Source organism: Empedobacter tilapiae, from assembly GCF_004785645.1.
In the GTDB taxonomy this organism is placed as follows: domain Bacteria; phylum Bacteroidota; class Bacteroidia; order Flavobacteriales; family Weeksellaceae; genus Empedobacter; species Empedobacter tilapiae.
In genome coordinates, this window is record NZ_SRPE01000004.1 from 14561 (window position 1) to 38671 (window position 24111).

General features: G+C 32.1%; 22 protein-coding genes. 11 read left to right on the top strand and 11 right to left on the bottom strand.

Annotated features, from left to right (window positions below; genetic code table 11):
* Positions 1-82 precede the first annotated feature (82 nt).
* Entirely contained in the window at positions 83-1936 is a 1854-nt protein-coding gene (locus tag E4J94_RS05980) for an LTA synthase family protein (RefSeq protein WP_135834952.1), read from the top strand.
* A 52-nt stretch (positions 1937-1988) separates the two neighbouring features.
* On the opposite strand, the gene E4J94_RS05985 is transcribed toward E4J94_RS05980, so the two are convergent.
* Genes E4J94_RS05985 through E4J94_RS05995 form a run of 3 tightly spaced genes read right to left on the bottom strand, consistent with a single transcriptional unit; the run spans position 1989 to position 3592 of the window.
* Positions 1989-2375, bottom strand: a complete 387-nt coding sequence (locus E4J94_RS05985; RefSeq protein ID WP_135834953.1) for a hypothetical protein — start codon at positions 2373-2375, stop codon at positions 1989-1991.
* A complete protein-coding gene (locus E4J94_RS05990; protein ID WP_038332359.1) occupies positions 2375-2596 on the bottom strand; it encodes a VF530 family protein in 222 nt (73 codons plus the stop codon). Before E4J94_RS05990 ends, E4J94_RS05985 begins: the two co-directional genes overlap by 1 nt.
* Before the next feature lie 51 nt (positions 2597-2647).
* The gene (locus E4J94_RS05995) at positions 2648-3592 is read right to left on the bottom strand and encodes an ADP-ribosylglycohydrolase family protein (RefSeq protein WP_135834954.1); all 945 of its coding nucleotides are present in this window, start codon (positions 3590-3592) and stop codon (positions 2648-2650) included.
* Between the two features lie 209 nt (positions 3593-3801).
* Between E4J94_RS05995 and E4J94_RS06000 the strand changes: the two genes are divergently transcribed.
* From E4J94_RS06000 to E4J94_RS06020, 5 genes are all read left to right on the top strand, one after another.
* Positions 3802-4689 (top strand): DnaJ C-terminal domain-containing protein, encoded by an 888-nt coding sequence (locus tag E4J94_RS06000; RefSeq protein WP_135834955.1) that lies wholly within the window; start codon positions 3802-3804, stop codon positions 4687-4689.
* Positions 4690-4693: 4 nt separating this feature from the next.
* On the top strand, positions 4694-4951 hold the full coding sequence (locus E4J94_RS06005) for a chaperone modulator CbpM (protein WP_135834956.1): 258 nt from the start codon (positions 4694-4696) through the stop codon (positions 4949-4951).
* Between the two features lie 67 nt (positions 4952-5018).
* On the top strand, positions 5019-5933 hold the full coding sequence (rlmF, locus tag E4J94_RS06010) for a 23S rRNA (adenine(1618)-N(6))-methyltransferase RlmF (RefSeq protein WP_135834957.1): 915 nt from the start codon (positions 5019-5021) through the stop codon (positions 5931-5933).
* Positions 5934-6034: 101 nt separating this feature from the next.
* Positions 6035-6529: a c-type cytochrome gene (locus E4J94_RS06015; RefSeq protein WP_135834958.1), complete on the top strand. Its 495-nt coding sequence runs from the start codon at positions 6035-6037 to the stop codon at positions 6527-6529.
* 77 nt (positions 6530-6606) lie between these two features.
* Entirely contained in the window at positions 6607-7740 is a 1134-nt protein-coding gene (locus tag E4J94_RS06020; RefSeq protein ID WP_135834959.1) for a carboxypeptidase-like regulatory domain-containing protein, read from the top strand.
* 26 nt (positions 7741-7766) lie between these two features.
* Here E4J94_RS06020 and E4J94_RS06025 read toward each other — a convergent pair whose 3' ends face one another.
* Positions 7767-8846, bottom strand: coding sequence for a TerC family protein (locus E4J94_RS06025; RefSeq protein ID WP_135834960.1), 1080 nt, complete (start codon positions 8844-8846; stop codon positions 7767-7769).
* A gap of 110 nt (positions 8847-8956) precedes the next feature.
* Between E4J94_RS06025 and E4J94_RS06030 the strand changes: the two genes are divergently transcribed.
* The 3 genes from E4J94_RS06030 to bshA are packed head-to-tail and all read left to right on the top strand — an operon-like array spanning position 8957 to position 12998.
* On the top strand, positions 8957-10711 hold the full coding sequence (locus E4J94_RS06030; protein WP_246034266.1) for a glycoside hydrolase family 3 protein: 1755 nt from the start codon (positions 8957-8959) through the stop codon (positions 10709-10711).
* Between the two features lie 44 nt (positions 10712-10755).
* Positions 10756-11838 (top strand): serine hydrolase domain-containing protein, encoded by a 1083-nt coding sequence (locus tag E4J94_RS06035; RefSeq protein ID WP_246034267.1) that lies wholly within the window; start codon positions 10756-10758, stop codon positions 11836-11838.
* A 23-nt stretch (positions 11839-11861) separates the two neighbouring features.
* Positions 11862-12998, top strand: coding sequence for an N-acetyl-alpha-D-glucosaminyl L-malate synthase BshA (gene bshA / locus E4J94_RS06040; protein WP_135834963.1), 1137 nt, complete (start codon positions 11862-11864; stop codon positions 12996-12998).
* Between the two features lie 364 nt (positions 12999-13362).
* On the opposite strand, the gene E4J94_RS06045 is transcribed toward bshA, so the two are convergent.
* From E4J94_RS06045 to E4J94_RS06055, 3 genes are all read right to left on the bottom strand, one after another.
* Entirely contained in the window at positions 13363-14904 is a 1542-nt protein-coding gene (locus E4J94_RS06045) for an acyl-CoA carboxylase subunit beta (protein ID WP_135834964.1), read from the bottom strand.
* A gap of 189 nt (positions 14905-15093) precedes the next feature.
* Positions 15094-16539 carry an acetyl-CoA carboxylase biotin carboxylase subunit gene (gene accC, locus E4J94_RS06050; protein WP_135834965.1) on the bottom strand — a complete coding sequence of 482 codons (1446 nt, stop codon included), beginning with the start codon at positions 16537-16539 and terminating at the stop codon, positions 15094-15096.
* A gap of 5 nt (positions 16540-16544) precedes the next feature.
* Positions 16545-17030, bottom strand: a complete 486-nt coding sequence (locus E4J94_RS06055) for an acetyl-CoA carboxylase biotin carboxyl carrier protein subunit (protein ID WP_135834966.1) — start codon at positions 17028-17030, stop codon at positions 16545-16547.
* A gap of 421 nt (positions 17031-17451) precedes the next feature.
* Here E4J94_RS06055 and lon point away from each other — a divergent pair, with 421 nt between their 5' ends.
* Entirely contained in the window at positions 17452-19890 is a 2439-nt protein-coding gene (gene lon / locus E4J94_RS06060; protein ID WP_135834967.1) for an endopeptidase La, read from the top strand.
* 67 nt (positions 19891-19957) lie between these two features.
* Here the strand turns inward: lon and E4J94_RS06065 are convergent, their stop codons facing one another.
* From E4J94_RS06065 to rlmD, 4 genes are read right to left on the bottom strand one after another with little or no spacing between them, the layout of a single operon-like run.
* Entirely contained in the window at positions 19958-20197 is a 240-nt protein-coding gene (locus tag E4J94_RS06065; RefSeq protein WP_135834968.1) for a hypothetical protein, read from the bottom strand.
* 15 nt (positions 20198-20212) lie between these two features.
* The gene (locus tag E4J94_RS06070; RefSeq protein WP_135834969.1) at positions 20213-20899 is read right to left on the bottom strand and encodes a DUF6048 family protein; all 687 of its coding nucleotides are present in this window, start codon (positions 20897-20899) and stop codon (positions 20213-20215) included.
* Positions 20853-21452, bottom strand: a complete 600-nt coding sequence (locus E4J94_RS06075; protein ID WP_135834970.1) for a DUF6452 family protein — start codon at positions 21450-21452, stop codon at positions 20853-20855. The genes E4J94_RS06070 and E4J94_RS06075 overlap by 47 nt, the downstream gene beginning before the upstream one ends.
* A gap of 16 nt (positions 21453-21468) precedes the next feature.
* Positions 21469-22887, bottom strand: coding sequence for a 23S rRNA (uracil(1939)-C(5))-methyltransferase RlmD (gene rlmD / locus E4J94_RS06080; protein ID WP_135834971.1), 1419 nt, complete (start codon positions 22885-22887; stop codon positions 21469-21471).
* 280 nt (positions 22888-23167) lie between these two features.
* Here rlmD and cysD point away from each other — a divergent pair, with 280 nt between their 5' ends.
* Complete coding sequence (gene cysD / locus E4J94_RS06085) at positions 23168-24076, top strand: sulfate adenylyltransferase subunit CysD (RefSeq protein ID WP_135834972.1); 909 nt, start codon at positions 23168-23170, stop codon at positions 24074-24076.
* Positions 24077-24111 lie beyond the last annotated feature (35 nt).

Here is a 24111-nt window from a genome sequence, read left to right on the forward strand (position 1 = left end):
ATTAAGAAATCGTTTTTTTTATGTTATATTTTGGTTAAGTTTTTATATTATCAGATTTTTGCCAACTATTTGGCAGAAAATCATGAATAAATCAAAAACATTACGTACAGTATTTATCCAACGTTTTATATTCGTTTTGGCTATTTATCAAATTGTTAGGATTGGATTTTACTTTTACAACCAATCCTTTTTTCCTGAAATAAATGCTCAAGTTTTTGTTGGCGGACTCTTGTTCGATCTTTCCGTTTTAGGATATATCAATATTCTTTTTGCTATTTTTCATTTGCTTCCTAGTAAATTTCAACAAAATAAAACCTATCAAAATTTCTTATTTTACAGTTTTTTTATTGTAAACGGAATTTTTATTTGTCTGAATTTTGTCGATTTTGAATATTTCCGATTCGTAGGAAGAAGAAGTTCTTTTTCGATGATTACGGCGGAAGGAATGTCAAACGAAATTGGAGGATTAATTGTTTCGTATTTTGTTGATTATTGGATGATTCCTGTTTTTGTCGCTTTAACTTTCACTTTATTTTGGCTTGGTTTAAAGCAAATAAAATATCGAAACGTTAAAACATCTTCAAATTTCATTTCAACCGCGAGTTTATTATTCATGGTAATTTTACTTTTTACAGCTGGAAGAGGAATCGATAGAAAACCTTTAAGCATTGTCGATGCTTCTAAATTTGGACCAATCGGAACTTCGGCTTTGGTTTTAAATACTCCGTTTACCGTTCTTAAAACCTTGAGTAAAAAAGAAAGCCTAAAAGAAGTAAACTATTTTAGCGAAGAAGAAGCGAATACTATTTTTAATCCAATTCAATCTTTTTCGTACGAAAATTCAAATAAAAAGAATGTTGTTTTATTGATTTTAGAAAGTTTTGGAAGAGAAAATATTCAACGCGGACAAACTCCTTTTTTAGATTCGTTGATTCAAAAAAGTTATTTTTTCGAAAATGGATTTGCGAACGGAAAATTATCTATCGATGCAGTTCCTTCAACTATTTCAAGTGTTCCAAGTTTAATGAACAAAAGCTTTATTTCGTCGAGTTATGCTGTGAATAATGTTTATGGATTACCGAAAATATTGAAAGATAACGGATATAATACTTCTTTTTTTCACGGGGCTTTTAATGGAAGTCAAAATTTTGATCAATATGCAAGTGTTGCCGGATTTGATCATTATTACGGAAAAAACGAATATAAAGGATCTGAATCGTTCGATGGAAAATGGGGCGTTTTTGATGAAGACTTTTTACAATTTTTCGCTAAAGAATTAACGACTTTTAAACAACCTTTTTTCACAACCTTATTCACGATTTCGTCGCACGCACCTTTCACAATTCCTAAAAAATATAAAGGAAAGTTTCCAAAAGGAACAACCGAAATTCACGAATCAATTGCATATACAGATTCTGCTTTAAAGAAATTCTTTGAATCTGCAGAAAAAATGCCTTGGTTCAACAACACCATTTTTGTCATTACAGCAGATCACACTTCATCTACAGGCGAAGAATCAGAATACAAAAACAATGTAGGGAAATTCAGAATTCCGATTTTGTTTTATGTTCCAAACGATGCTTCTATGGTAAAAATAGACGAAAATAACTTTCAACAAATCGATATTTTGCCAAGTTTGGTCGACTATCTTCAATTAAATACTAAACTAATTTCGTACGGAAAGTCGTATAAATCTGAACAAGATTTTGTTGTGAATTATCTAGATAATATTTACAATTTAGAAATGGGAGATTATTATTTAGCTTTCGATGGAACAAAATCATTAGGACTTTATAATTGGAAAAAAGATACGCTTTTAAAAGATAATCTAATCAAAAAAGAACCTGAAACGAAAGAAAAAATGGAACGTTTCATAAAAGCATACATTCAATCTTTTAATCACAGAGTTTTGAAAAATCAGCTGACGATTCAGTAAAATTTTGATATTTATTGAGCCATAAAGACTTTAATGCTTGTCATTTTAAAATTTATTCGTGAAAATTAATATGATAAACATCGCTTTTATTTCGATTTATTTTTCGGTATTCAAATCCTCCGGCTTGCGGAATAATTTCGACCAAATCAAATGATTGACAACTTTTTGGTAAACCATTGAAAATTAAAGTAAAATTAAGAGAAGAACCTTCTTCAATATACGTCCAATTTGGATACATTGTAATTCCATCTGCAAAAACCAATTGACAACGTTTTCCTGATTGATTATCAATAATAAAAGTAGAAGGCCAAATACGTGCAGCATTTGCATATTCATCTGCCGTCATACAACAATGTATAATAACCTGATTTTCTTCTTCAATATTTGTTAAGAGTTCAAAATCAATAAAAATCTTTTTTTCAAGAATAGTTGCACTCATTATTTTGCAATTTTTTTGATGTACAATTCTTCTACTTTTGCACGTGCCCAATCTGTTTTTCGAAGAAATTTCAACGATGATTTCAAACTTGGATTATCATTAAAACATCTGATGTTAATTTGATTTCCCAAACCTTCCCAACCGCCATAATAAATCACTAATTCTTCGATAATATCGTCTAAACGTTTTCCGTGTAATGGATTATTTTTTTGACTTTCCATTTTGCAAATTTACGAAAATGTTTTTGGTGAATTTAGAATAGTTCAACCTTTCTAAAATTCATATTTCTCTTCCAATTGTTCTGCTAAATGTAAAATATCATCCACTCGCGCCAATTTCTCAATCCAATTGGTTGGAATTGTTTCTATATCGTAATAAATACCTGCAATACCGCCAGCAATGCAAGCAATTGTATCGGTGTCATGACCTAAATTAACAGCTTTCAATACGCAATCTTTATATGAATTTGTATTCAACAAACACCAAATAGAAGCTTCTAAACTATCAATTACATAACCAGTTGATTTAATTTCATCTTCTTTTAAATCAATTAGTTTTCCGTTTAAAATTCGTTCGAAATATTGAAATTCATTTTTATAAATTTCATTTTCTTCTAAGAATAATTTTAACCAAAAATTTGTATTCAGATAAGCTTCTTCTAAATTTTCAGAATCCAAAACATTCAACGCAAATTCAATATAATAAATACACGCCAAAACAGAACGATTGTGCGCATGCGTGATAGAAGAAACTTCTTTGACGATTTCGCAACGTTCATCAATCGATAAATCTTTCGTGAAAATTGCTAAAGGAAGAATACGCATTAACGATCCATTTCCATTATCCGATTCAGCTGTAGAACCAGCTTCGGTTGGATTTTTTACAACTCGTAAACGATTTATTGCTTTTCGTGTAGAAATTCCCACATCAAAGACTTCTCCGTCAGCTGTCCAATAACCTTCATGCATCCACATCTGAAATTTTTCTGCAATATCGTTCACATCATAACCATTACATAACGATTCTGCTAGACAAAACATCATTGAACTATCGTCAGAAAAAGTGCCTGGAGGCATATTGTATGTTCCATAACCCATCATATCTGTGACAGGATTTTGTTGTAAATATTGCCTGCTTTTAAATTCAACAGGAACTCCTAATGCGTCACCAACCGCCGATCCAATTAATATATTTTTCGAAAAATTTCTTCTATTCATAACTTTCTTTTATAAATGAAAAATAACTGATTTTTTTGAATATATCCAAATTATTTTAAAAATTTCATGAATTAATCATAATAAATTTATCTTTTTTGGATAGAATATTAAAAAGTTTAAAATAGATAAAAAAGTATAAGTCGTATTGTCAGTTTTGATTAAATTGGAACTGATTTTGATTGAATTAAGGCACAAACTTATTAATTACTATGGCTTTTATAGATTATTATACAACATTAGGTCTGCAAAAGACCGCATCACAAGATGAGATAAAAAAAGCTTATCGAAAATTGGCGCGTAAGTATCATCCCGATCTTAATCCAAATAACGATGATGCTGCACAGAAATTTAAAGAATTAAACGAAGCAAACGAAGTGTTGAGTGATCCAGAAAAACGTAAAAAATACGATAAATATGGAGAGAATTGGCAACATGGAGAAGAATATGAGAAAGCTCGTCAGCAACAATATCAATATAGTAATAGTGATTTTGATGGAGCAGAAGGTTTTGGTGATTTCGATGGTTATTCAGATTTTTTCAGTTCGATGTTTGGACGAGAAGGTAGAAGTAGATCAACAGGTTATAAAGGACAAGATGTTAATGCCAGTTTGACACTAAATTTGACAGATACATTGACTTCGCATAAACAAACTTTTGCGGTGAATGGTAAAAATATTCGAATTACAATTCCAGCTGGAGTAGAAGATGGACAAACGATTAAGATAAAAGGTCACGGTGGAAAAGGTTATAACAATGGTCCAAATGGAGATTTGTATATCACGTTTCATATCGAAAATAATACATCGTTTGAGGTCAATGGAGCAGATTTATCTACAATTATTGACATCGACTTATACGATGCAATTTTAGGTGGAGAAGCAATGATTAATACACTTTCTGGAAAAGTGAAAGTTCCAATAAAAGAAGGAACAGAGAATAATAAAAAGGTTAAATTGAAAGGAAAAGGCTTACCAATTTATAAGAAAGATGATCAATTTGGAGATTTGTATGTGACATTTTCAATAAAAACTCCAACTAATTTATCAGCAGAAGAGAAAGAAATATTCGAGAAATTACGTTCACTTAAAAAAGCTTAAAACCATGAAAAATGTAACAATATCTGTTATTCAGTTTAGTAAATATCATCAGATTGAACCTCAATTCGTGATTGATTTGTACAAAAATGATTTGGTTGTTTTGCATGAACGTAACCAAGAATATTTTATTGAAGAAAATGATTTGAAATTAATCGAACGATTTATTGAATTTCATTATAATTTGGGCGTTAATATAGAAGGTTTAGAAGTGATTCATCATCTTTTGAAACAAATCGAAACGCTACAAAAACAATTAAAATAAACGAATTCAAAAACAACCTTTGCAGAAAACTGCAAAGGTTGTCTTATTTTTGCATAAATATTTTTGTATGGATACTCCCGAAAAGAAGAGTAAATTAAAAAAATTACATTCGCGCAATCGTCATTTAGCGCCTTATAATTTCGAAAAATTGTGTGCGATTTATTTGCCACTTTCTAAATATATCAAACCCAATAAAGAAAACGAACCAACGATTAATTTCTCGGATAGAGAAGCTGTAAAAGCGCTAAATAAAGCGCTGTTGAAAACATATTATGACATCGATTATTGGGAATTGCCAAAAGATAATTTGTGTCCGCCGATTCCTGGCCGAGCCGATTATATACATTACGTTGCAGATATTTTGGGCGAAAGTTTTGATGGTGTAATTCCTCGTGGAAAAGATGTAAAAGTCTTGGATGTTGGTGTTGGTGCAAATTGTATTTATCCGATTATTGGAAATTACGAGTACGATTGGAATTTTGTTGGTGCAGAGTTAGATTATGCCTCTTTCAAAAATGCAGAAGAAATTGTCAAGAAAAATGCTCGATTACGTAACAAAGTTGAGATTAGAATGCAGTTTAATCCAAACAATATTTTCAAAAATATAATTAAACAAGGTGAGAAATTTGACATTACAATTTGTAATCCACCATTTTTTAGATCAAATCAAGAAGTGATGGAACAAACAATGCGCAAACTGAAAAACTTGGGGCAAAAATCTGATCAAAAACCAATTCAAAACTTTGGTGGAAATAATTCAGAGCTTTGGTGTAGAGGAGGAGAGCGTTTATTTATAACTAAAATGATAAAAGAAAGTGCCGATTATAAACATCAAGTGAAATGGTTTACAACATTGGTTTCTAAGAAAGAAAACGTTCGGATTTTAGAAGGTATTTTGAAACGTGAAAAAGTAAGAGATTACCGAATTGTAAATATGCAACAAGGAAATAAAATTTCGCGTTTATTGGTTTGGAGATTTTAATAATAAGTTATTAAAGGTTCTATTTAAAATTGTTCCAAATTTTTGAATACTTTCATTAGGTTTAAGATTTGTTTTACCTTGTATAGACAAAATTATTACAAATGAAAACAAATAGAATAATAGCTTCTTTGGGAGTTTTAGTGTTGATGTTTAGTATCTTTTCGTTTACAACTTCTCGTCAAATTGACACAGGAAAAGCGATTTCTAATTCAGAATGGAAAAACTTAAAAGTGTTACCACAAAATATTTCAGAAGATAGTTTGAAAGGTTTGATGCGTGGATACAATGCTGCATTAGGAGTTAAATGTAATTATTGCCATGCAGAAAATCCTGAGACTAAAAAGATGGATTTTGCAAGTGATGCAAAAAAAGAAAAAGAATTTGCACGTCATATGATTGTGATGACACGTGATATAAATGCTAAAAATTTCAATTGGGAAAACTCAAAAAATCCCGAAATGATTAATGTTGTAACATGTGTAATGTGTCACAGAGGAAATGAAAGTCCTACAAAATCATTGAAAGAGGCAGCTGAACTAAAAAGTGTTTCTGAAGTCACGAAGCCTTTGAAAGAAGAGATTAAAAAATCAAAATAATAGAAATCTCATACATTTATAAAACTCCTCTTTTTTTGAGGAGTTTTTTTATTATCTTGTTTTTATAAAATTAAAAGATGAAATCGAGACAGGTTTATACATTGGTATTAATATTTTTTACAACATTTCTTTATGCGCAGAATGTTTTCAAAGGAATTGTAACGGATGAAAATTTAAAACCAATTGATCATGCTATAATTTATGTTGATGGTTCAACGTTGAAAACTGAAACTAATCAAAAAGGAGAGTTCGAAATTAATTTACCAAATGGACAATATAATTTGATTGTTAGAGCTGGTTTATATGAGAATTTTATTCAGTTTATTGATTCTAACCAAAACCATTCCATTAAAATAGTCTTAGAACCAGAGAAAATATTGTTAGAAGAAGCAATAGTTCATTCAATTTCGAAGGAAGATTGGAAATATTATCTTCAAACTTTTTTGAGATTATTTTTAGGAAATAATGAAGCTGCAAAAAAATGTAAAATCGAGAATGAAAAAGATTTACGATTTAGCTATGATAAAATAACAAAAGAGTTAAGAGCAACTTCTAAAAATCCATTGATTATTTCGAATAATTATTTAGGTTATAAAATTGAATATGATTTGATTGATTTTAATGTTAATTATAAAACAAATTATGTTTTAACACTTGGAACAGCATTTTTTAAAGAGCTTAAAGGGAATTCTTCACAAATAAAAAAATGGAAACTAAATAGAGAAAAATCTTATTTAGGAAGTGTGACTCATTTTATGAAAGCTATTTATGATAATAAGCTTGAGGAAGAGGGATATGATGTGAAGCGATTAGTGAGAAAAGAAAATCCAGATTATATAAAATTCAAAGAAGAAACTTTATTAGGAGGGAGAATTGTAGGTAAAGTACCTCCTAAAATAATTACTTATTTAGTGAATCAAAAGGTGGATTATGATAGCTTGAAAATAATTGATAGTAATAATAATCAGTATCTTAATTTTAAAGGTTTATATTCTGTAGAGTATAAAAAGGAGAAAGAAGATTTAGATTATGCAAAACAAAATGGACAACATTATATTTCGAATCAGCTTTCCATTTTTGCAATAAAAGATGATTTATTAAAAATTGAAGAAAATGGAACATATTATCATCCTGCAAATTTGATTGTAGAAGGTTATTGGAGTTGGGAGAAAATAGCCAATATGGTTCCTATGGATTATAAAATAGAATAAAAAAGTCGCTCAATAAGCGACTTTTTTTATTTAGAAATCTCTGATTTATTTGAAATTAAAGACCAAATAATTGTTGTTAATAGAACTCCACCAATTATTGATAATGAAACAGTTGATTCGAAATGATAGAATGGCATGATAATCATTTTAATTCCGATAAAGCTCAAAATAATTGCTAAACCATAATGCAGTTTATTGAATTTATCCATCGAGTTTGCCAATAAGAAATACAATGATCGTAGTCCTAAAATTGCAAAAATATTAGATGAATATAGAATAAAAGGATCGTCTGGAGCAACAGCGAATATAGCAGGAATACTATCTACAGCGAAAACCAAATCGGTTACCTCAATTACCATTAAAGCGACAAAAAGAGGTGTTGCCATTTTAATTCCGTTTTGAACAGAAAAGAATTTATCTCCATCAAAGTTTGGTGTAACCTTAAAGAATTTGTGTACCAATTTAACACCAAAATTTTGCGATAAATCTTGGTTTTCATTATCATCGCTTGATTTCCATGATTTGATTCCAGCAACGATTAAGAAGAATCCGAATAGTGTTAGCACAACATTTGGACGGAAGAATTGTTTTGCTTCGAAATTTGCATGAGTCGCTTCATCACCAAGATTAAAGTGCCAATCTCCAATAGAAAAAGCTGGTAAATAAGTCATTTTAATTAATTCAACTCCTGCAAAAATAAAGATTGCTCTAAAGAATAAAGCTCCTAGAATTCCCCAAAAAAGAACTTTGTGTTGATATTCTTTTGGGATTTTGAAGAATCCGAAGACAAGTATAAATACAAATAAATTATCGACGGATAAGGCTTTTTCTATCCAATAGGCAGCTTGAAATTGCGAAAATTTATTTAATGCAAATGCATGGCCATCTGCTTCTTTGAAGACGAAATAAATTACACCACTAAAAATCATTGCTAAGGAAATCCAAACGATTGTCCAAATAAGTGCTTCTTTGTTCGAAACTGCGTGTGCATTTTTATTAAAAACACCTAAGTCTAGCAGTAACATAATAATTACTGCGACTCCAAAAACAGTTATTAGTCCAGGATGATTTAACATACTATCCTGCACAACACTGAAAATACTCATATAATTTTATTTAATTTGACAATTTACTATAAATTTACCAATCCTAATTGATAAGCTTTTAAAAAATGTTTCTACAAAAGAAAAAACGCACAAAATTAATTTATTCCAGAATGAAAAGAGTTATATCATACGTATTCTTAACAATTATTTTACCTATTGCTTCAAAAGCACAACAAATTTCGCCGTTATACAAAGATTCTATTCAGATGAAATGGGTTGACGAGAAGTATAATTCTATGTCATTAGAAGAGAAAGTAGGTCAGTTATTTATCGTTGCAGCTTATACAAACAGAGATGCGGTGCATGAAAATGATATTCAAAAATTAATTGAAGAAGAACATATAGGAGGATTAATTTTTATGCAAGATCAAGCGGCTCATCAAATTGAGTTGACAAATAAGTTTCAATCCATTTCTAAAATTCCATTGTTAATTGGAATGGATGCAGAATGGGGATTAGCAATGAGATTGAAAGAAGTAGAGCGTTTTCCTTGGAATATGACGCTTGGTGCTTTGCGCGATAATAAAATGGTCTATCAAGTTGGAAAACAAATTGGTATACAAGCGAACAGAATGGGCGTTCAGTTTAATTTTTCACCTTCGGTTGATGTCAATGTTAATCCAAATAATCCAATTATTGGAAATCGTTCTTTTGGTTCAAATCCTGATCGCGTTGCAGAAAAAGGAGTTGCTTATATGGATGGAATGCGTGCGCAAAACGTATTATCGTCTGCAAAACATTTTCCTGGACATGGAAATACAGACCAAGATTCGCACAAAGTTTTGCCTTTAATTCCAGATAATAAAGCAGATTTAGAGAAATATCACATTGCACCTTTCAAGAAAATGATTGATGCAGGTGTGCAGTCAATTATGGTGGCGCATCTAAATGTTCCAGCTTTAGAACCAGATCCAAAAATGCCTTCAACTTTATCTAAAAATATTATTACAGATTATTTAAAAGGTGAGTTACAATTCAAAGGAATTGTGATTACTGATGCATTAAATATGGATGGAGTAGCAAAAATGTTTCCTGCTGGTGATGTAGATTATAGAGCATTTGTAGCTGGAAATGATATTCTGTTGTTTTCGCAAAATGTACATGTTGGGAAACAAAAAATTATTGATGCAATAAATAAAGGTCAAATTTCTGAAGCGCGTTTAGAAGAAAGTGTGAAGAAAATTTTGATGGCGAAATATATAACAGGTTTAAACGAAATTAAAACTTTAAATCCTACAAATGTTTTAGAAGATTTAAATTCTCCTGAAAATTTAGCTTTAACAACTAAGATTTTTGAAAAAGCTTCGACAGTTGTAAAGAATGAGCATAAAGTTTTACCAATTAAAAAATTGAATCAAAAGATAGCTTTTATTCCCCTTGAACAAACAGATTATGATCAATTTTTGACACATTTACAAAAATATACAAATGTTGAGTTAGTGAAGATTTCAAATCTAAATCAAATCAATTTATTGAATGATTATGATGTGATTATTTCGGGAGCGTTTTTATCGAATGAAACGGTTTACAAACCATATAAATTATCAGATAATTCAAAAGCAATTTTGAAAGCGTTACCAAAAGACAAAAAGAAAATCTTTTCGTTATTCACAAGTCCTTACGGTTTGAAAGATCTTGATTTATCAAATTTAGACGCGGTTACAGTTCATTATCAAAATACAAAAGATGCGCAAGCAGCTGCTGCACAAGTTATTTTTGGAGCAATTGATGCAGATGGAACGTTTCCTGTAGATATCAATCAAAATTTGAAAGAAGGGCAAGGAATTGTAACAAAACATATAAAACGTTTAGGATTTACTGCACCTGAAAATGTGAATTTAGGAAAAAAAAACTCTCAGAAATAGATAGACTTGCAGAAGAAGCAATTGCAAATCATTACACGCCTGGAATGCAAATTTTAGTCGCGAAAGATGGGAAAATTGTGTATGATAAAAGCTTCGGAACACAAGATAAAAATTCTTCAAAAAAAGTGAAGTGGACAGATTTATATGATGTCGCTTCAGTAACAAAGGTGACGGCGACGTTGCCTTTGTTGATGTTGGAGGTAAACGAAGGCAAGTTAAACCTTGATCAAACAATTGGAGAAATTGATAATGATGCGAAGAACTCGAACAAATCTTCTTTAAAAGTTCGTGAAGTATTAGCGCATCAAGCTGGTCTTAAGCCTTGGATTGGCTTTTACAACGAAACTGTCAATGTAAAAAATGCGCGATTATATTTAGATTTCTATTCGAGAAAGCAAGATGAAGAACATCAAATAAAAGTTACGGATAACATTTTTATCATCAATTCTATAAAAGATACGATTTATGAAGATATTTATAAATCATCTTTAGGTCGTAAATCATACGAATACTCTGACTTAGGCTATTATATTTTCAAGAAGAAATTAGAAAAGGATTTTGGGAAAGATTTGAATCAACTAACGCAAGAGAAATTTTATCAATCATTGGGAATGTATCGCACAACATTCAATCCAAAAGAAAAATTTAGTTTAGAAGATATTATTCCAACCGAATACGACAAAACATATAGAAATCAATTGATACATGGTTTTGTACACGATCAAGGAGCTGCTATGATGGGCGGAATAGCTGGTCATGCTGGTTTATTCTCCAACTCGATTGATTTGGCAAAATTGATGCAACTATATTTGAATGGTGGAGAATATGGCGATGAGGTTTATTTGAAGCCAGAGATAGTGGCGGAATTTACAAAACAACAATTCAAAGGAAATCATCGTGGAGCTGGTTTTGATAAAATGCAAATAAGGTCTAAAATAGGTCCGTCAGTTGAAAGTTTTGGTCATACAGGTTTTACAGGAACAATGGTTTGGGCTGATCCTAAATATAATATAGTGTATATTTTTCTTTCGAATCGTGTCAATGAAACAGTCGAGCCAAATTATCTTTCCATTAAAAAAGTAAGAGAAAATATTCGACAAGTAATTTATGAAGCAATTTTACCTTAAATTTGTCTAAATAAAAATCGCGAATGAAAATAGGAATTGTATGCTACCCAACTTACGGAGGAAGTGGGATTGTGGCAACAGAACTGGGAATGGATTTAGCAGAAAAAGGTCATGAAGTACATTTTTTTAGCACAAATGTTCCTGCGAGATTAAACATCAAATTACCAAATATATACTTTCATCGAATTCATGTCGAAACGTATCCATTGTTTCAATATCAACCATACGATTTGGCGTTGAGTACAATTTTATATGATAAAGTTTTGCATTACGAATTAGATTTGGTTCATGTACATTATGCGATTCCGCATGCGTATGCAGCATATTTTACAAAACAAATGTTGGAACGTAAAGGGTATAAGTTACCGATTGTAACAACTTTACACGGTACTGACATAACGCTGGTAGGAAAACATCCTGTATATAAAACGGCTGTTGAGTTTTCAATAAATGAATCTGATGCGGTAACATCAGTTTCCGAAAGTTTGAAACAAGATACACTTTGTGCATTTGACATTACAAATGAGATAGAAGTTGTACCAAATTTTATTGATAACGATCAATATTTACCAGAGAAATGTGTGTGTTGTCGTGATAATTTTGCACAACCAAAAGAGAAGGTTATTTTGCATACCTCAAATTTGAGAAAGGTAAAACGTATTGAAGATGTAATAAGCACATTTAATTTAATTCAGAAACAAATTCCATCAAAGTTGATTATTGCTGGAGAAGGACCAGAATGGGAGATGGCAGATCAAATGATTCAAGATTTAGGAATTCAAGATAAAGTGAAAAGTCTTGGAATGGTAAGTGATTTGAATGATGTGTTGAAAGCAGCAGATTTATTCCTTTTACCATCAGAACAAGAAAGTTTTGGTTTGGCTGCTCTTGAAGCAATGGCGGCAAGTGTTCCTGTTATATCATCAAATGCAGGAGGAATTCCAGAAGTAAATATTGATGGAGTGACTGGCTTTGTTTGTCCTGTAGGAGATGTCGAAATGATGGCGCAAAAAGCAATCTATATCTTAGAAGATGAAAAACGTTTGGCAGAGTTTAGTTATCAAGCAAAAGAACAAGCAATAAGATTTGATAAGACGAATATTCTTCCACAATATGAAGAATTATATCACAAAGTAATTTCAAAATCTAAAATCGGGTAAATCCCGATTTTTTTTGTAAAATAGATATTTCAATCGATAGGCATCGGTGAAGTCACGGATAGGCATCGGCTAAGTCACGGATAGGCATCCGTTAAGTCACGGATAGGCATCGGTTAAGTTATCGATATTTATTGAGATTATTTATACAAGTAAAGACAAGTAGATTCATTAGAATTCGTACAAATGAAAGAATAGCTATTGTATAACTTAAAGCTTTTATTGTATTGATTTATAGTATATATTAAATAGATTATTACTAATAAGAGATGTTTTATTGAATATAATATTGTTCCTTTTTTATTCATTAAAAAACCGCTCAACTTTCGCTGAACGGTTTTTCATATAGAATATAACTTCCAAAAAATTACAACGGAATGTTTCCATGTTTGCGATTTGGTGTTGCAACTTCTTTGTTTTCTAACATTTTAAAAGCTTTGATTAATTTACGACGAGTATCTTGCGGGAAGATTACTTCATCAATAAATCCACGTTGCGCAGCGCGGTATGGATTAGCAAATTTTTCGGCATATTCTGCTTCTTTCTCTGCCAATTTATCTGCTGGATCTGCTGCCTCTGCAATTTCACGTTTAAAGATAATTTCTGATGCTCCTTTTGCTCCCATAACTGCAATTTCTGCACCTGGCCAAGCAAAATTCATATCAGCACCAATGTGTTTTGAGTTCATCACATCATAAGCTCCACCATAAGCTTTACGTGTAATTACCGTTACTTTTGGAACAGTAGCTTCGGATAAAGCGTATAATAATTTGGCTCCGTGAATAATAATTCCATTCCATTCTTGATCTGTTCCTGGCAAGAATCCCGGAACGTCTACTAATACTAATAGCGGAATATTAAATGCATCACAGAAACGTACAAAACGAGCTGATTTTATTGAAGAGTTTACATCTAAACATCCTGCCAAAAACATTGGATTGTTTGCTACAATTCCAACTGATTTTCCTCCAATACGAGCAAAGCCAACAATAATATTTTCGGCATAATTTTTATGAATCTCGAAGAACGAATCCTCATCAATCACATTGTTAATTACATCGTGCATATCATAAGGTTTGTTCGCGTTATCAGGAACAATCGTATTTAATTGCTCGCGTAATTCATCACCCAATTCAAAAGGTAAATCTTCAACAACCTCTTGATTATTCTGAGGAATATAGCTTAATAAACGTTTTACATCTTCTAAACACTCTACATCGTTAGCTGAAGTTGTATGTGCAACTCCCGATTTTGTAGAATGTGTTGAAGCTCCACCTAATTCTTCAGCCGAAACTGTTTCGTTTGTAACCGTTTTTACCACATTTGGTCCCGTAACAAACATATAAGAAGTGTTTTCGACCATCATGGTAAAATCGGTCATTGCTGGAGAATAAACAGCCCCGCCAGCACAAGGTCCCATAATTGCAGAGATTTGAGGAATAACACCAGACGCTTGTACGTTACGGAAGAAAATATCTGCATAGCCACCCAACGAACGAACACCTTCTTGAATACGCGCTCCACCTGAATCGTTTAATCCAATCATTGGTGCACCCACTTTCAACGCCATATCCATTACTTTACAGATTTTCTCTGCATGCGTTTCAGATAAAGCACCACCAAAAACCGTAAAATCTTGAGCAAAAGCATATACCAAACGTCCGTTTACAGTTCCGTAACCTGTAATAACTCCGTCGCCTAAATAATGTTCTTTATCTAAACCAAAATCTTTGGTACGGTGGGTTACAAAAGCTCCGATTTCTTCGAAAGAACCTTCGTCAAAGAAATACTCGATGCGTTCGCGAGCAGTTAATTTTTTTTTCGCGTGTTGAGCTTCAATACGCTTTTCACCTCCGCCTAATTGTGCTTCGGCTAGTTTTTTATTTAAAATATCGAATTTTGTATTCATAGTTTTGTTTTTTTACTTCCACAGATATTTAACTAAATAATAATGCCTGTTCTTTGAAAGAATTTGTCAAAAGTTTTGAGAGAATGTTTGATATGAGATTCCGAAACAAGTTCGGAATGACTATTATTGTCAAGCTGAACTTGTTTCAGCTTCTCATCCTCTTTATCTGTGAATCTGTGGCGAATCCATTTATAATTTCGTTGGTACACGTAAAACCTTTTGATCTGCTAAATAGTGTTGTAAAGCAACTAAAGCAGCAACTTCGGCTTCTTTCGCTTGATTTTCTTTGATGATATCTGCGCTATAGAATTTCTTAACGAAGTTGGTATCAAAATTTCCAGAAACAAAAGCTTCGTGTTCAAAAACAAACGTTCCGAAAGGTAGTGTTGTGCTAACGCCTTCTATTTTATAATCTTGAATTGCTTTTAACATCAACTGAATCGCCTCGTTACGATCTTTACCATAGGTAATCAATTTCGACAACATGGGATCGTAATAAATCGGCACATCCATTCCTTGTTCAAAACCATTATCTACACGAACACCTTCGCCTTCCGGTAAAATATAGGTTTCTAAGTTACCAACCGATGGCAAGAAATCGTTTAATGGATCTTCGGCATACACACGTAATTCAAGTGCATGACCTTTGATTTGTAAATCTTCTTGTTTGATTGGAAGAACTTCGCCGCGAGCTACATGAATTTGCAATTCAACCAAATCCATTCCAGTGATTAACTCTGTAACAGGATGTTCAACCTGCAAACGCGTATTCATTTCTAAGAAATAGAAGTTTTTGTTTTCGTCTAATAAAAACTCAACCGTTCCGGCTCCAACATAATCACACGATTTTGCCACTTTTACAGCAGCTTCGCCCATTGCTTTACGGATTTCTGGAGTTAAAACAGCCGAAGGGGCTTCTTCTACCACTTTTTGATGACGACGTTGAACCGAACATTCACGCTCGAATAAATACACTACATTTCCGTGCGTATCTGCCATAACCTGAATTTCGATATGGCGAGGAGAACCTACATATTTTTCGATAAAAACCGATCCGTCTCCAAAAGCCGAAGTCGCTTCAGAAATAGCGCGTTGCATTTGAGATTCGAAATCTTCTTCTTTCTCAACCACACGCATTCCTTTTCCACCACCACCAGCAGAAGCTTTAATCAAAATTGGGAAACCAACTTCTTTCGCTACTTGTTTTGCTTCGTCAATATCTGTAATCGCATGATCTAAACCAGGAACCATCGGGATATCGTAAGCTTTTACGGTATCTTTTGCTGCTAATTTATCTCCCATCACTTCAATTGCGTGCGATTTTGGTCCGATAAATGTAATTCCGTTTTTCTCTGCTAATTCAGCGAATTTTGAATTTTCGGATAAAAATCCATAACCAGGATGAATTCCATCAACGCCTAATTCTTTACAAACTTCGATGATTTTATCACCCAATAAATACGATTGATTCGACGGTGCTTCGCCAATATAAACAGCTTCATCAGCAAATTTTACGTGAGGCGATTGTCGATCGGCAACCGAATAAACAGCAACGGTTTTAATACCCATTTTCTTTGCTGTTTTCATAACGCGTAGTGCAATTTCACCACGGTTAGCAACTAATATTTTTTTCATTATGATTATTCGAATTCAATTAATAATTGACCTTTATCTACTGCTTGTCCTTTTTCAACAGCGATAGATTTAATAACTCCGGCACGAGGCGAATCGAAACTATTTTCCATCTTCATAGCTTCTAAAATCAACAAGTTGTCTCCTTCTTGAACTTCTTGACCTACTGCTACGTTAATTTCTAAAATCAATCCTGGCATTGGGGCTTTAATCGCATTTACTAATTTGGTTTTTCCTACTTCAAATCCCATTTCCTTGATCAATTGATCTAAATGATTTGCGATAGAAACCACATATTCGTTGTTATTCACAACCACTGTATATGTTTTGTTGATGAAATCGGTGTTCACAACTTCTGCATGATACGAAGTATTGTTGTGTAACACATGAAAGTTTTTTTGATCTAAGCTTACCGCATCAACGGCAAGCATTTGCTCTTCTGTAAACTCGAAATTATGTTCTTTATTTACAGAAACTTTAAGTGTGTTGTTCATTTTTATATTTTTTTCAAATCATAGAATATAAAGCTATTAAAAAAAATACTTTTCTTGCGGTAAAACTAAATTTAATCTATTTATTTAAAATGTCTTACAGTATTTTAAACAAAAAAAAGGAAATAAATAAATATTTGATTGTATTTATGTCAAATACGTAAAAGGAATTAAGCTAAAATATATTTAGATATTGAATCTACATCCTACTATTCTATCCAAAACCATCTTATTTTATTTATCTTCATTATAAACCTTTGTTGAAAAACTGACAATTAATTTTATTGGCATAAGGTTTGACTTAATTATACTCGCTTTTCGAAAAGCTTTAAACAAGAACTATTTCTTGTTTATTTTGATATTAATGAAAAGCTTTCGTCAGCTAAAAATGGTTTTACTGACACTTTGAACGTACAAAAAAATTATGAACATAGACAATTTGTCATTAGCACAAGTAATGGAAGAAGAAATCGAATTAATTCCTTTGATGAGTAAAGACGAAGAAAGTAAGCTTAGTAAACAAGATATTTCTTCGGTATTGCCTATATTATCGTTAAGAAACACAGTCTTATTTCCAGGAGTGGTTGCACCAATTACTGCTGGTAGAGATAAATCTATACAGCTCTTAACACAAGCTTATAAAGAAGATCGTATAATTGGTGTGCTTTCGCAGAAAGAAATTTCGGTAGAAGATCCAGGAAAAGATGATTTATATACAGTTGGTACAGTTGCAAAAATTATGCGAATGATAAAATTACCAGATGGAAACATTACGGTGATTTTACAAGGTATGAAACGTTTCAAAATCAAAGAATTTGTAACTGAAGATCCTTATTTTAAAGCAGAGGTTGAAATTTTAACTGAAAAAGTTCCAACTTCTCGTAACAAAGAGTACCCAATAATTATAGAGTCGATTAGAGATTTAGCTTTTCAGATTGTAGAAGAAAACCCAATGTTGCCTTCGGAAGCTGCAGGAGCTATAAAAAGCATTGAAAGTAATACATTTTTAATCAACTTTGTAGCATCTAATTTAACATTGAGTTTAGATGAAAAACAATTGTTGTTAGAAATTTCTGATATGAAACTTCGCGCAATGGAAGTGATGCGTTTTATGAATGTTGAGCTTCAGAAATTGGAGTTGAAAAATACAATTCAGAATAAAGTTCGCAAAGAATTAGATCAACAACAAAAAGAGTATTTCTTAAATCAACAAATCAAATCGATTCAAGAAGAGTTAGGAGGAAATTCGACAGAAGAAGAAATAAATGAAATGCGCAAACGTGCTTTAACGAAAAGTTGGAGTGAAGATGTAGCCAATCATTTTGATAAAGAAATTAATCGTCTTTCTCGTCTAAATCCGCAAATGCCAGAACATAATATTCAGCGTAATTACCTTGAATTTATGTTGGATTTACCTTGGAATACCTTGACAAAAGATAACTTTGATATCAAGAATGCAAAGAAAATTTTAGATCATGATCATTATGGTTTAGAAGATGTGAAAGAACGTATTTTGGAGCATCTTGCAGTCTTGAAATTGAAAGGAGATATGCGTTCACCAATTCTTTGTTTATATGGACCTCCGGGTGTTGGTAAAACATCGTTGGGGAAATCTATTTCAGAAGCGATTGGGCGTAAATATGTACGTATGTCGTTGGGTGGTTTACATGATGAATCAGAAATTCGTGGTCACCGTAAAACCTATATAGGAGCGATGCCAGGACGAATTTTACAATCAATCAAAAAATCAGAATCTTCGAATCCAGTTTTTGTTTTAGATGAGATTGATAAAATGACAGCGAGTGCGCATGGAGATCCTTCATCAGCAATGTTAGAGGTTTTAGATCCAGAGCAAAACTCAACTTTTTATGATAATTTCTTAGAAATTGGCTATGATTTATCGAAAGTGTTTTTCATTGCGACTGCCAATAATATTGGAGATATTCCAAGTCCGTTGCGTGATCGTATGGAGATGATTAATATTGCAGGTTATACAATCGAGGAGAAATCTGAAATCGTAAAACGTCACCTTTTACCAAAACAATTGTTAGATCATGGTATGAAGGAGAAAGATGTTGTTTTGGGTAAAAAAGAAATTGAGTACTTAATTACAGGTTACACACGCGAATCTGGAGTTCGTAAATTGAATCAGAAAGTTGCGAAATTGGTTCGTTCGGCTGCAAAACATATTGCGTTGGAAGAAGAATTTAATGCTAAATATTCAATCGAAGATATTTCGAAAATCTTAGGACCTTCTATTACGCCAGATCAATACGAAAACAACGAAGTTTCAGGTGTTGTGGTTGGTTTAGCTTGGACAAGTGTTGGAGGAGATATTTTGTTTATCGAATCTATTTTATCAAAAGCGAAAAATGGTGGACTTTCGATTACAGGAAATCTTGGAACTGTGATGAAAGAATCGGCGACAATTGCGTTAGAGTATATCAAAGCGCATGCAGATGAATTAGGTATTAAACCAGAAGTTTTCGAAAATTATAAAGTTCATATTCACGTGCCAGAAGGAGCAACGCCAAAAGATGGTCCATCTGCCGGAATTACAATGTTGACGTCTTTGGTTTCGTCTTTTACACAACGTAAAGTAAAAGCTAAATTGGCGATGACAGGAGAAATTACACTTCGTGGAAAAGTTTTACCAGTTGGTGGAATTAAAGAGAAAATTTTGGCGGCGAAACGTGCAAATATCAAAGAAATTATTTTGTGCGAAGATAACCGAAAAGATATTGAAGAAATTAAAGCAGAGTATGTAAAAGGAATGACTTTCCATTTTGTAAAAGAAATGAAAGAAGTTTTGGAAATTGCTTTAACAAATCAAAAAGTAAAAGGAGCAAAGGTTTTGGATTAATTTAAAATCTTCTCAAAACAAAAAAAAGGAACTCAATTAGAGTTCCTTTTTTAGTTTGTATATAAATCTATAACCAAACAAATTTTTTAGCCTTTTCACTTTCAGGATCAAACCATTCATCACTTATTTCTTGAAAAATTGGTTTTCTATTTTGATCTATTTTAATTTGAATCAAATCTCCGATAGGTGCTCCATGTAAATATCTTAATCGGCCTAAAGAATCGAATTTTATTTTTTTATCATGAAGTAACTTTTCATATTTAGGAAAAAGAGAAATGTTATCTTTTGTTATTCTAATTTGATTCATAACAAAGTTTTAATCTTACTTTATCTTATAAGCAATTCCCCAAAAAATAGGCATATTAAATGGTCCACTGTATTTTCCATAACCAGGAATAACCAAAGGATCAATTCCTTGATCTTTTTTACCACCAATATAAGCTGCAGGATGCAAAGCTAATTCACCATAAAAATTCTTGAAAATCTCTACACGTCCTCCAACAACAGCTTCTATCCAATAACTGCTTACATTTGCTTTAGGTAAACTTCCTTTGTTGATGATTTCATTTGATTGTAAATCTCTGATAGGATAACTATTGATTGTTTGCGAATATTTAGAATAAGCAATTCGTCCACCAATGTAAATTCCGTTCGATTGATTTTCGACATCTTGTGTCACAAACCAGTTTGCACCAAGTTTTGCAAAAACACCGTCAACATCAACATCCCAGTTAATTTCATTGAACTTATTTTTTTCAAAACCAGCTTCTATAACAGCATGCCATTTATTATTGATTTGGTAAGAAGCATAAGCACTAACACCTTTTTTATCGTTGAAAGCGCTTAGAACAGGATTGAATAAATCTACACCGATAAAAATATCATGGGGTTTTTTCTTTGGAATAGAATCTGTAAACGAAACTTTTGTCGAATCAGTTTTATTTTCTTGACCAAATGCAAAATTAATTGCGCTCGTCAGCAAAAAGCTTAATAATAGTTGTCGAACCATCTTTAATTTCAGTATTTACAGTTTCTATATTTTTTATCCAATTTCCAGCTCCATTTGCAGTTTTCGTTACCAATTTTACATCAACACCTTTAAAGGTTAATCCAAAACCACAAGCTTTAGAAGTATAGGCATTTCCGATTGTATCGTATTTCAAAATCAAACGATCGCGTTTTGCAGGAATAACAGTAACCTGTCCCGTCTCAGTATCTTTAACCTCTCTATCTTTACCTTGTGCAATCGTATAATAAATTTCTTTTTTCTTATTATTACGAATTGGAGCAGCAAAAGAAGATTTCATATTTACAGAACCTTGATCAATTAATATTGTGTCTTTACTTGTTCCAGTTGGGATAGAATCTTTTAAAACATAAGCCCAATAGAAAATAGAATCTTCTAGTTTCGTTGTTTTGTCTATATTATAGTAGATATCTGCAACCATGCGCGGAACTTCGCCTTCGTCTGTACAAATATCATCATCTTCGCAACTATATAAAACAAAACTTGTCAAAATAGCGACGATTGTAACTGATAAGATGGTTTGAAATTTTTTCATTTTCAAGAATTGAATTTTAAATTCGCTCTAAAAGTACAATATTTTCTACATGATGCGTTTGTGGAAACATATCAACTGGCTGAACTTTAACAATTTTATATTGATTTTTCATCAATTCTAAATCGCGGGCTTGTGTAGCAGAGTTACATGAAACATAAACAATACGTTTTGGATTCATGAACAAAATATTTTCAACTACTTTTTTGTGCATTCCATCGCGAGGAGGATCAGTAATCAAAACATCTGGAATTCCGTGTTCGTTGATGAAATCTTGATTCAACACATCTTTCATATCACCACAATAGAAATCACAATTATCAATTCCATTAAATTTTGCAGCTGCTTTTGCAGCATCAATTGCCTCTTGAACAGATTCTACACCAACTACTTTTTTCGCTTTTTTCGAAACGAATTGTGCAATTGTCCCAGTTCCTGTATACAAATCATATACTAACTCATTTCCAGTTAAACCAGCAAAATCGCGTGTTAATTTGTATAATTCGTAAGCTTGTTCTGGATTTGTTTGATAAAAAGATTTTGGACCAATTTTAAAATTCAAATCTTCCATCTTTTCCATAATATGATCTTCTCCAGCAAAAACTTCGATATCTAAATCATAAACAGAATCGTTTTGTTTTGGATTAATTGCATATAATAAAGAAGTAATTTCTGGGAATTTATCTTTCAAGTTTTGTAAGAAAGCTTCACGATTTTCTTTTTCTTCACGGAAGAATTGAACCAAAACCATCACTTGTCCATTCTGAGAAGTACGAATCATTAACGTTCTCAACAAACCTTCTTGATTTTTTAAATCGAAGAAATCTAAGTTATGTTCTAATGCAAAACGTTTTGCTTCGACACGAATCACATTCGAAGGATCGCGTTGTAAGTGACATTTCGTAACATCCAAAACTTTAGACCAAGCACCAGGAATATGGAAACCAACTACATCACGATCGTCAAACTCTTTACCTGATTGAATTTCTTCTAACGTTAACCAACGTGCATTAGAAAAAGTAAATTCTAATTTATTGCGATAAAAATATTGTTCTTTAGAACCTAAAATTGAAACAATTTCAGCCTCTAAATCTTTAAAACCTCCAATGCGGACCAAATTATTAACCACTTCATCGTGTTTAAATTTAAGTTGCGCATCATAACTCATATCTTGCCATTTACAGCCACCGCAAACACCAAAATGTTCACATTCTGGCTGAACGCGATAAGGTGATTTAGTATGAATTTCGATTGCTTGTCCTTCTAAATAACTGCTTTTTTTCTTCAAAATGTGTACATCTACAACATCTCCAGGAATGGCACCTTTTATTAGAACTGTTTTTCCTTCCTCTGTTTTACCAACCGATACACCTTTTGCACCACCACGTAAAACTTCTATATTATTTAATATGATTTTTTGTTTCGCTTTTCTTGACATTTTGCAAAGGTAATGAAGTCGTAGAAATATTCAATTTTTTATCTTTTTTTGGAATCAATCTTTGTATTTTAAATATTATTTCTATTTTTACATCATAAAATCTATCGGAATAATAGATTAATAATTTGTATGAAAAATTTTGGATTTAATATATCGATATTTATGAATAATTCTTCAAAAGTAGAGGAATATGTTGTGATGTATTAGTATGAGAACAATAGATTATAAACTCCTCCAAAATTTTGAGGAGTTTTTTATTGTCAAAAAAAAGTTAGAAAGAATGTCAAGTCAAGAAAAAAATTATTTAAATCAACTAGAAGACGAAGCAATCTACATTTTGAGAGAAACAGCAGCTCAATTTGAGCGTCCAGCGTTGTTATTTTCAGGAGGAAAAGATTCGATTGTTTTGATTCATTTAGCTTTGAAAGCCTTTCGTCCAGGTAAATTCCCTTTTCCTTTGGTACACGTAGATACAGGACACAATTTTCCTGAAGCGATAAAATTTAGAGATTATTTGGTCGATAAAATCGGTGAAAAATTGATTGTTACTTCTGTAGAAGATGCGATTAAAAAATATAATCTGAAAGAAACTGCTGGTCGTTTTCCTTCTCGTAATGCCTTACAAACGTATGCTTTGTTAGATGTGATCGAAGAAAATGAGTTTGATGCATGTATCGGAGGAGCGCGTCGTGATGAAGAAAAAGCACGTGCAAAAGAGCGTATTTTCTCAGTTCGTGACGATTTTGGTCAATGGGATCCGAAACTTCAACGTCCAGAATTGTGGAATATTTTGAATGGAAGAATTGAAAAAGGACATAATGTTCGTGTTTTTCCGATTAGCAATTGGACAGAATTAGATGTTTGGAATTATATCAAACAAAATAACATAGAATTACCAAATTTATACTTTGCTCACGAGCGCGAATGTATTGTCTTCAATGATAAATTAATTGCTACTTCAGATTTTATTCAGCCAAATGCAGACGATGAGGTTGTGGTAGAAAAAGTACGTTACAGAACGGTTGGTGATATGACGTGTACAGCGGCTGTACCTTCGGATTCTTCTACGATTGACGATATTATTACTGATATTATCAATACAAGAATTAGTGAAAGAGGACAAACTCGTTTGGATGATCAATTGTCAGAATCAGCGATGGAAGATCGTAAAAAACAAGGTTATTTTTAAGTCAAAATTTTTTTAAACAAAATTCTACAATATCT

Coding starts and splice junctions, on each gene's coding strand:
- E4J94_RS05980 (WP_135834952.1), top strand. CDS start 83: ATGAATAAATCAAAAACATTACGTACAGTATTTATCCAACGTTTTATA.
- E4J94_RS05985 (WP_135834953.1), bottom strand. CDS start 2,375: ATGAGTGCAACTATTCTTGAAAAAAAGATTTTTATTGATTTTGAACTC.
- E4J94_RS05990 (WP_038332359.1), bottom strand. CDS start 2,596: ATGGAAAGTCAAAAAAATAATCCATTACACGGAAAACGTTTAGACGAT.
- E4J94_RS05995 (WP_135834954.1), bottom strand. CDS start 3,592: ATGAATAGAAGAAATTTTTCGAAAAATATATTAATTGGATCGGCGGTT.
- E4J94_RS06000 (WP_135834955.1), top strand. CDS start 3,802: ATGGCTTTTATAGATTATTATACAACATTAGGTCTGCAAAAGACCGCA.
- E4J94_RS06005 (WP_135834956.1), top strand. CDS start 4,694: ATGAAAAATGTAACAATATCTGTTATTCAGTTTAGTAAATATCATCAG.
- rlmF (WP_135834957.1), top strand. CDS start 5,019: ATGGATACTCCCGAAAAGAAGAGTAAATTAAAAAAATTACATTCGCGC.
- E4J94_RS06015 (WP_135834958.1), top strand. CDS start 6,035: ATGAAAACAAATAGAATAATAGCTTCTTTGGGAGTTTTAGTGTTGATG.
- E4J94_RS06020 (WP_135834959.1), top strand. CDS start 6,607: ATGAAATCGAGACAGGTTTATACATTGGTATTAATATTTTTTACAACA.
- E4J94_RS06025 (WP_135834960.1), bottom strand. CDS start 8,846: ATGAGTATTTTCAGTGTTGTGCAGGATAGTATGTTAAATCATCCTGGA.
- E4J94_RS06030 (WP_246034266.1), top strand. CDS start 8,957: ATGAAAAGAGTTATATCATACGTATTCTTAACAATTATTTTACCTATT.
- E4J94_RS06035 (WP_246034267.1), top strand. CDS start 10,756: ATGCAAATTTTAGTCGCGAAAGATGGGAAAATTGTGTATGATAAAAGC.
- bshA (WP_135834963.1), top strand. CDS start 11,862: ATGAAAATAGGAATTGTATGCTACCCAACTTACGGAGGAAGTGGGATT.
- E4J94_RS06045 (WP_135834964.1), bottom strand. CDS start 14,904: ATGAATACAAAATTCGATATTTTAAATAAAAAACTAGCCGAAGCACAA.
- accC (WP_135834965.1), bottom strand. CDS start 16,539: ATGAAAAAAATATTAGTTGCTAACCGTGGTGAAATTGCACTACGCGTT.
- E4J94_RS06055 (WP_135834966.1), bottom strand. CDS start 17,030: ATGAACAACACACTTAAAGTTTCTGTAAATAAAGAACATAATTTCGAG.
- lon (WP_135834967.1), top strand. CDS start 17,452: ATGAACATAGACAATTTGTCATTAGCACAAGTAATGGAAGAAGAAATC.
- E4J94_RS06065 (WP_135834968.1), bottom strand. CDS start 20,197: ATGAATCAAATTAGAATAACAAAAGATAACATTTCTCTTTTTCCTAAA.
- E4J94_RS06070 (WP_135834969.1), bottom strand. CDS start 20,899: ATGGTTCGACAACTATTATTAAGCTTTTTGCTGACGAGCGCAATTAAT.
- E4J94_RS06075 (WP_135834970.1), bottom strand. CDS start 21,452: ATGAAAAAATTTCAAACCATCTTATCAGTTACAATCGTCGCTATTTTG.
- rlmD (WP_135834971.1), bottom strand. CDS start 22,887: ATGTCAAGAAAAGCGAAACAAAAAATCATATTAAATAATATAGAAGTT.
- cysD (WP_135834972.1), top strand. CDS start 23,168: ATGTCAAGTCAAGAAAAAAATTATTTAAATCAACTAGAAGACGAAGCA.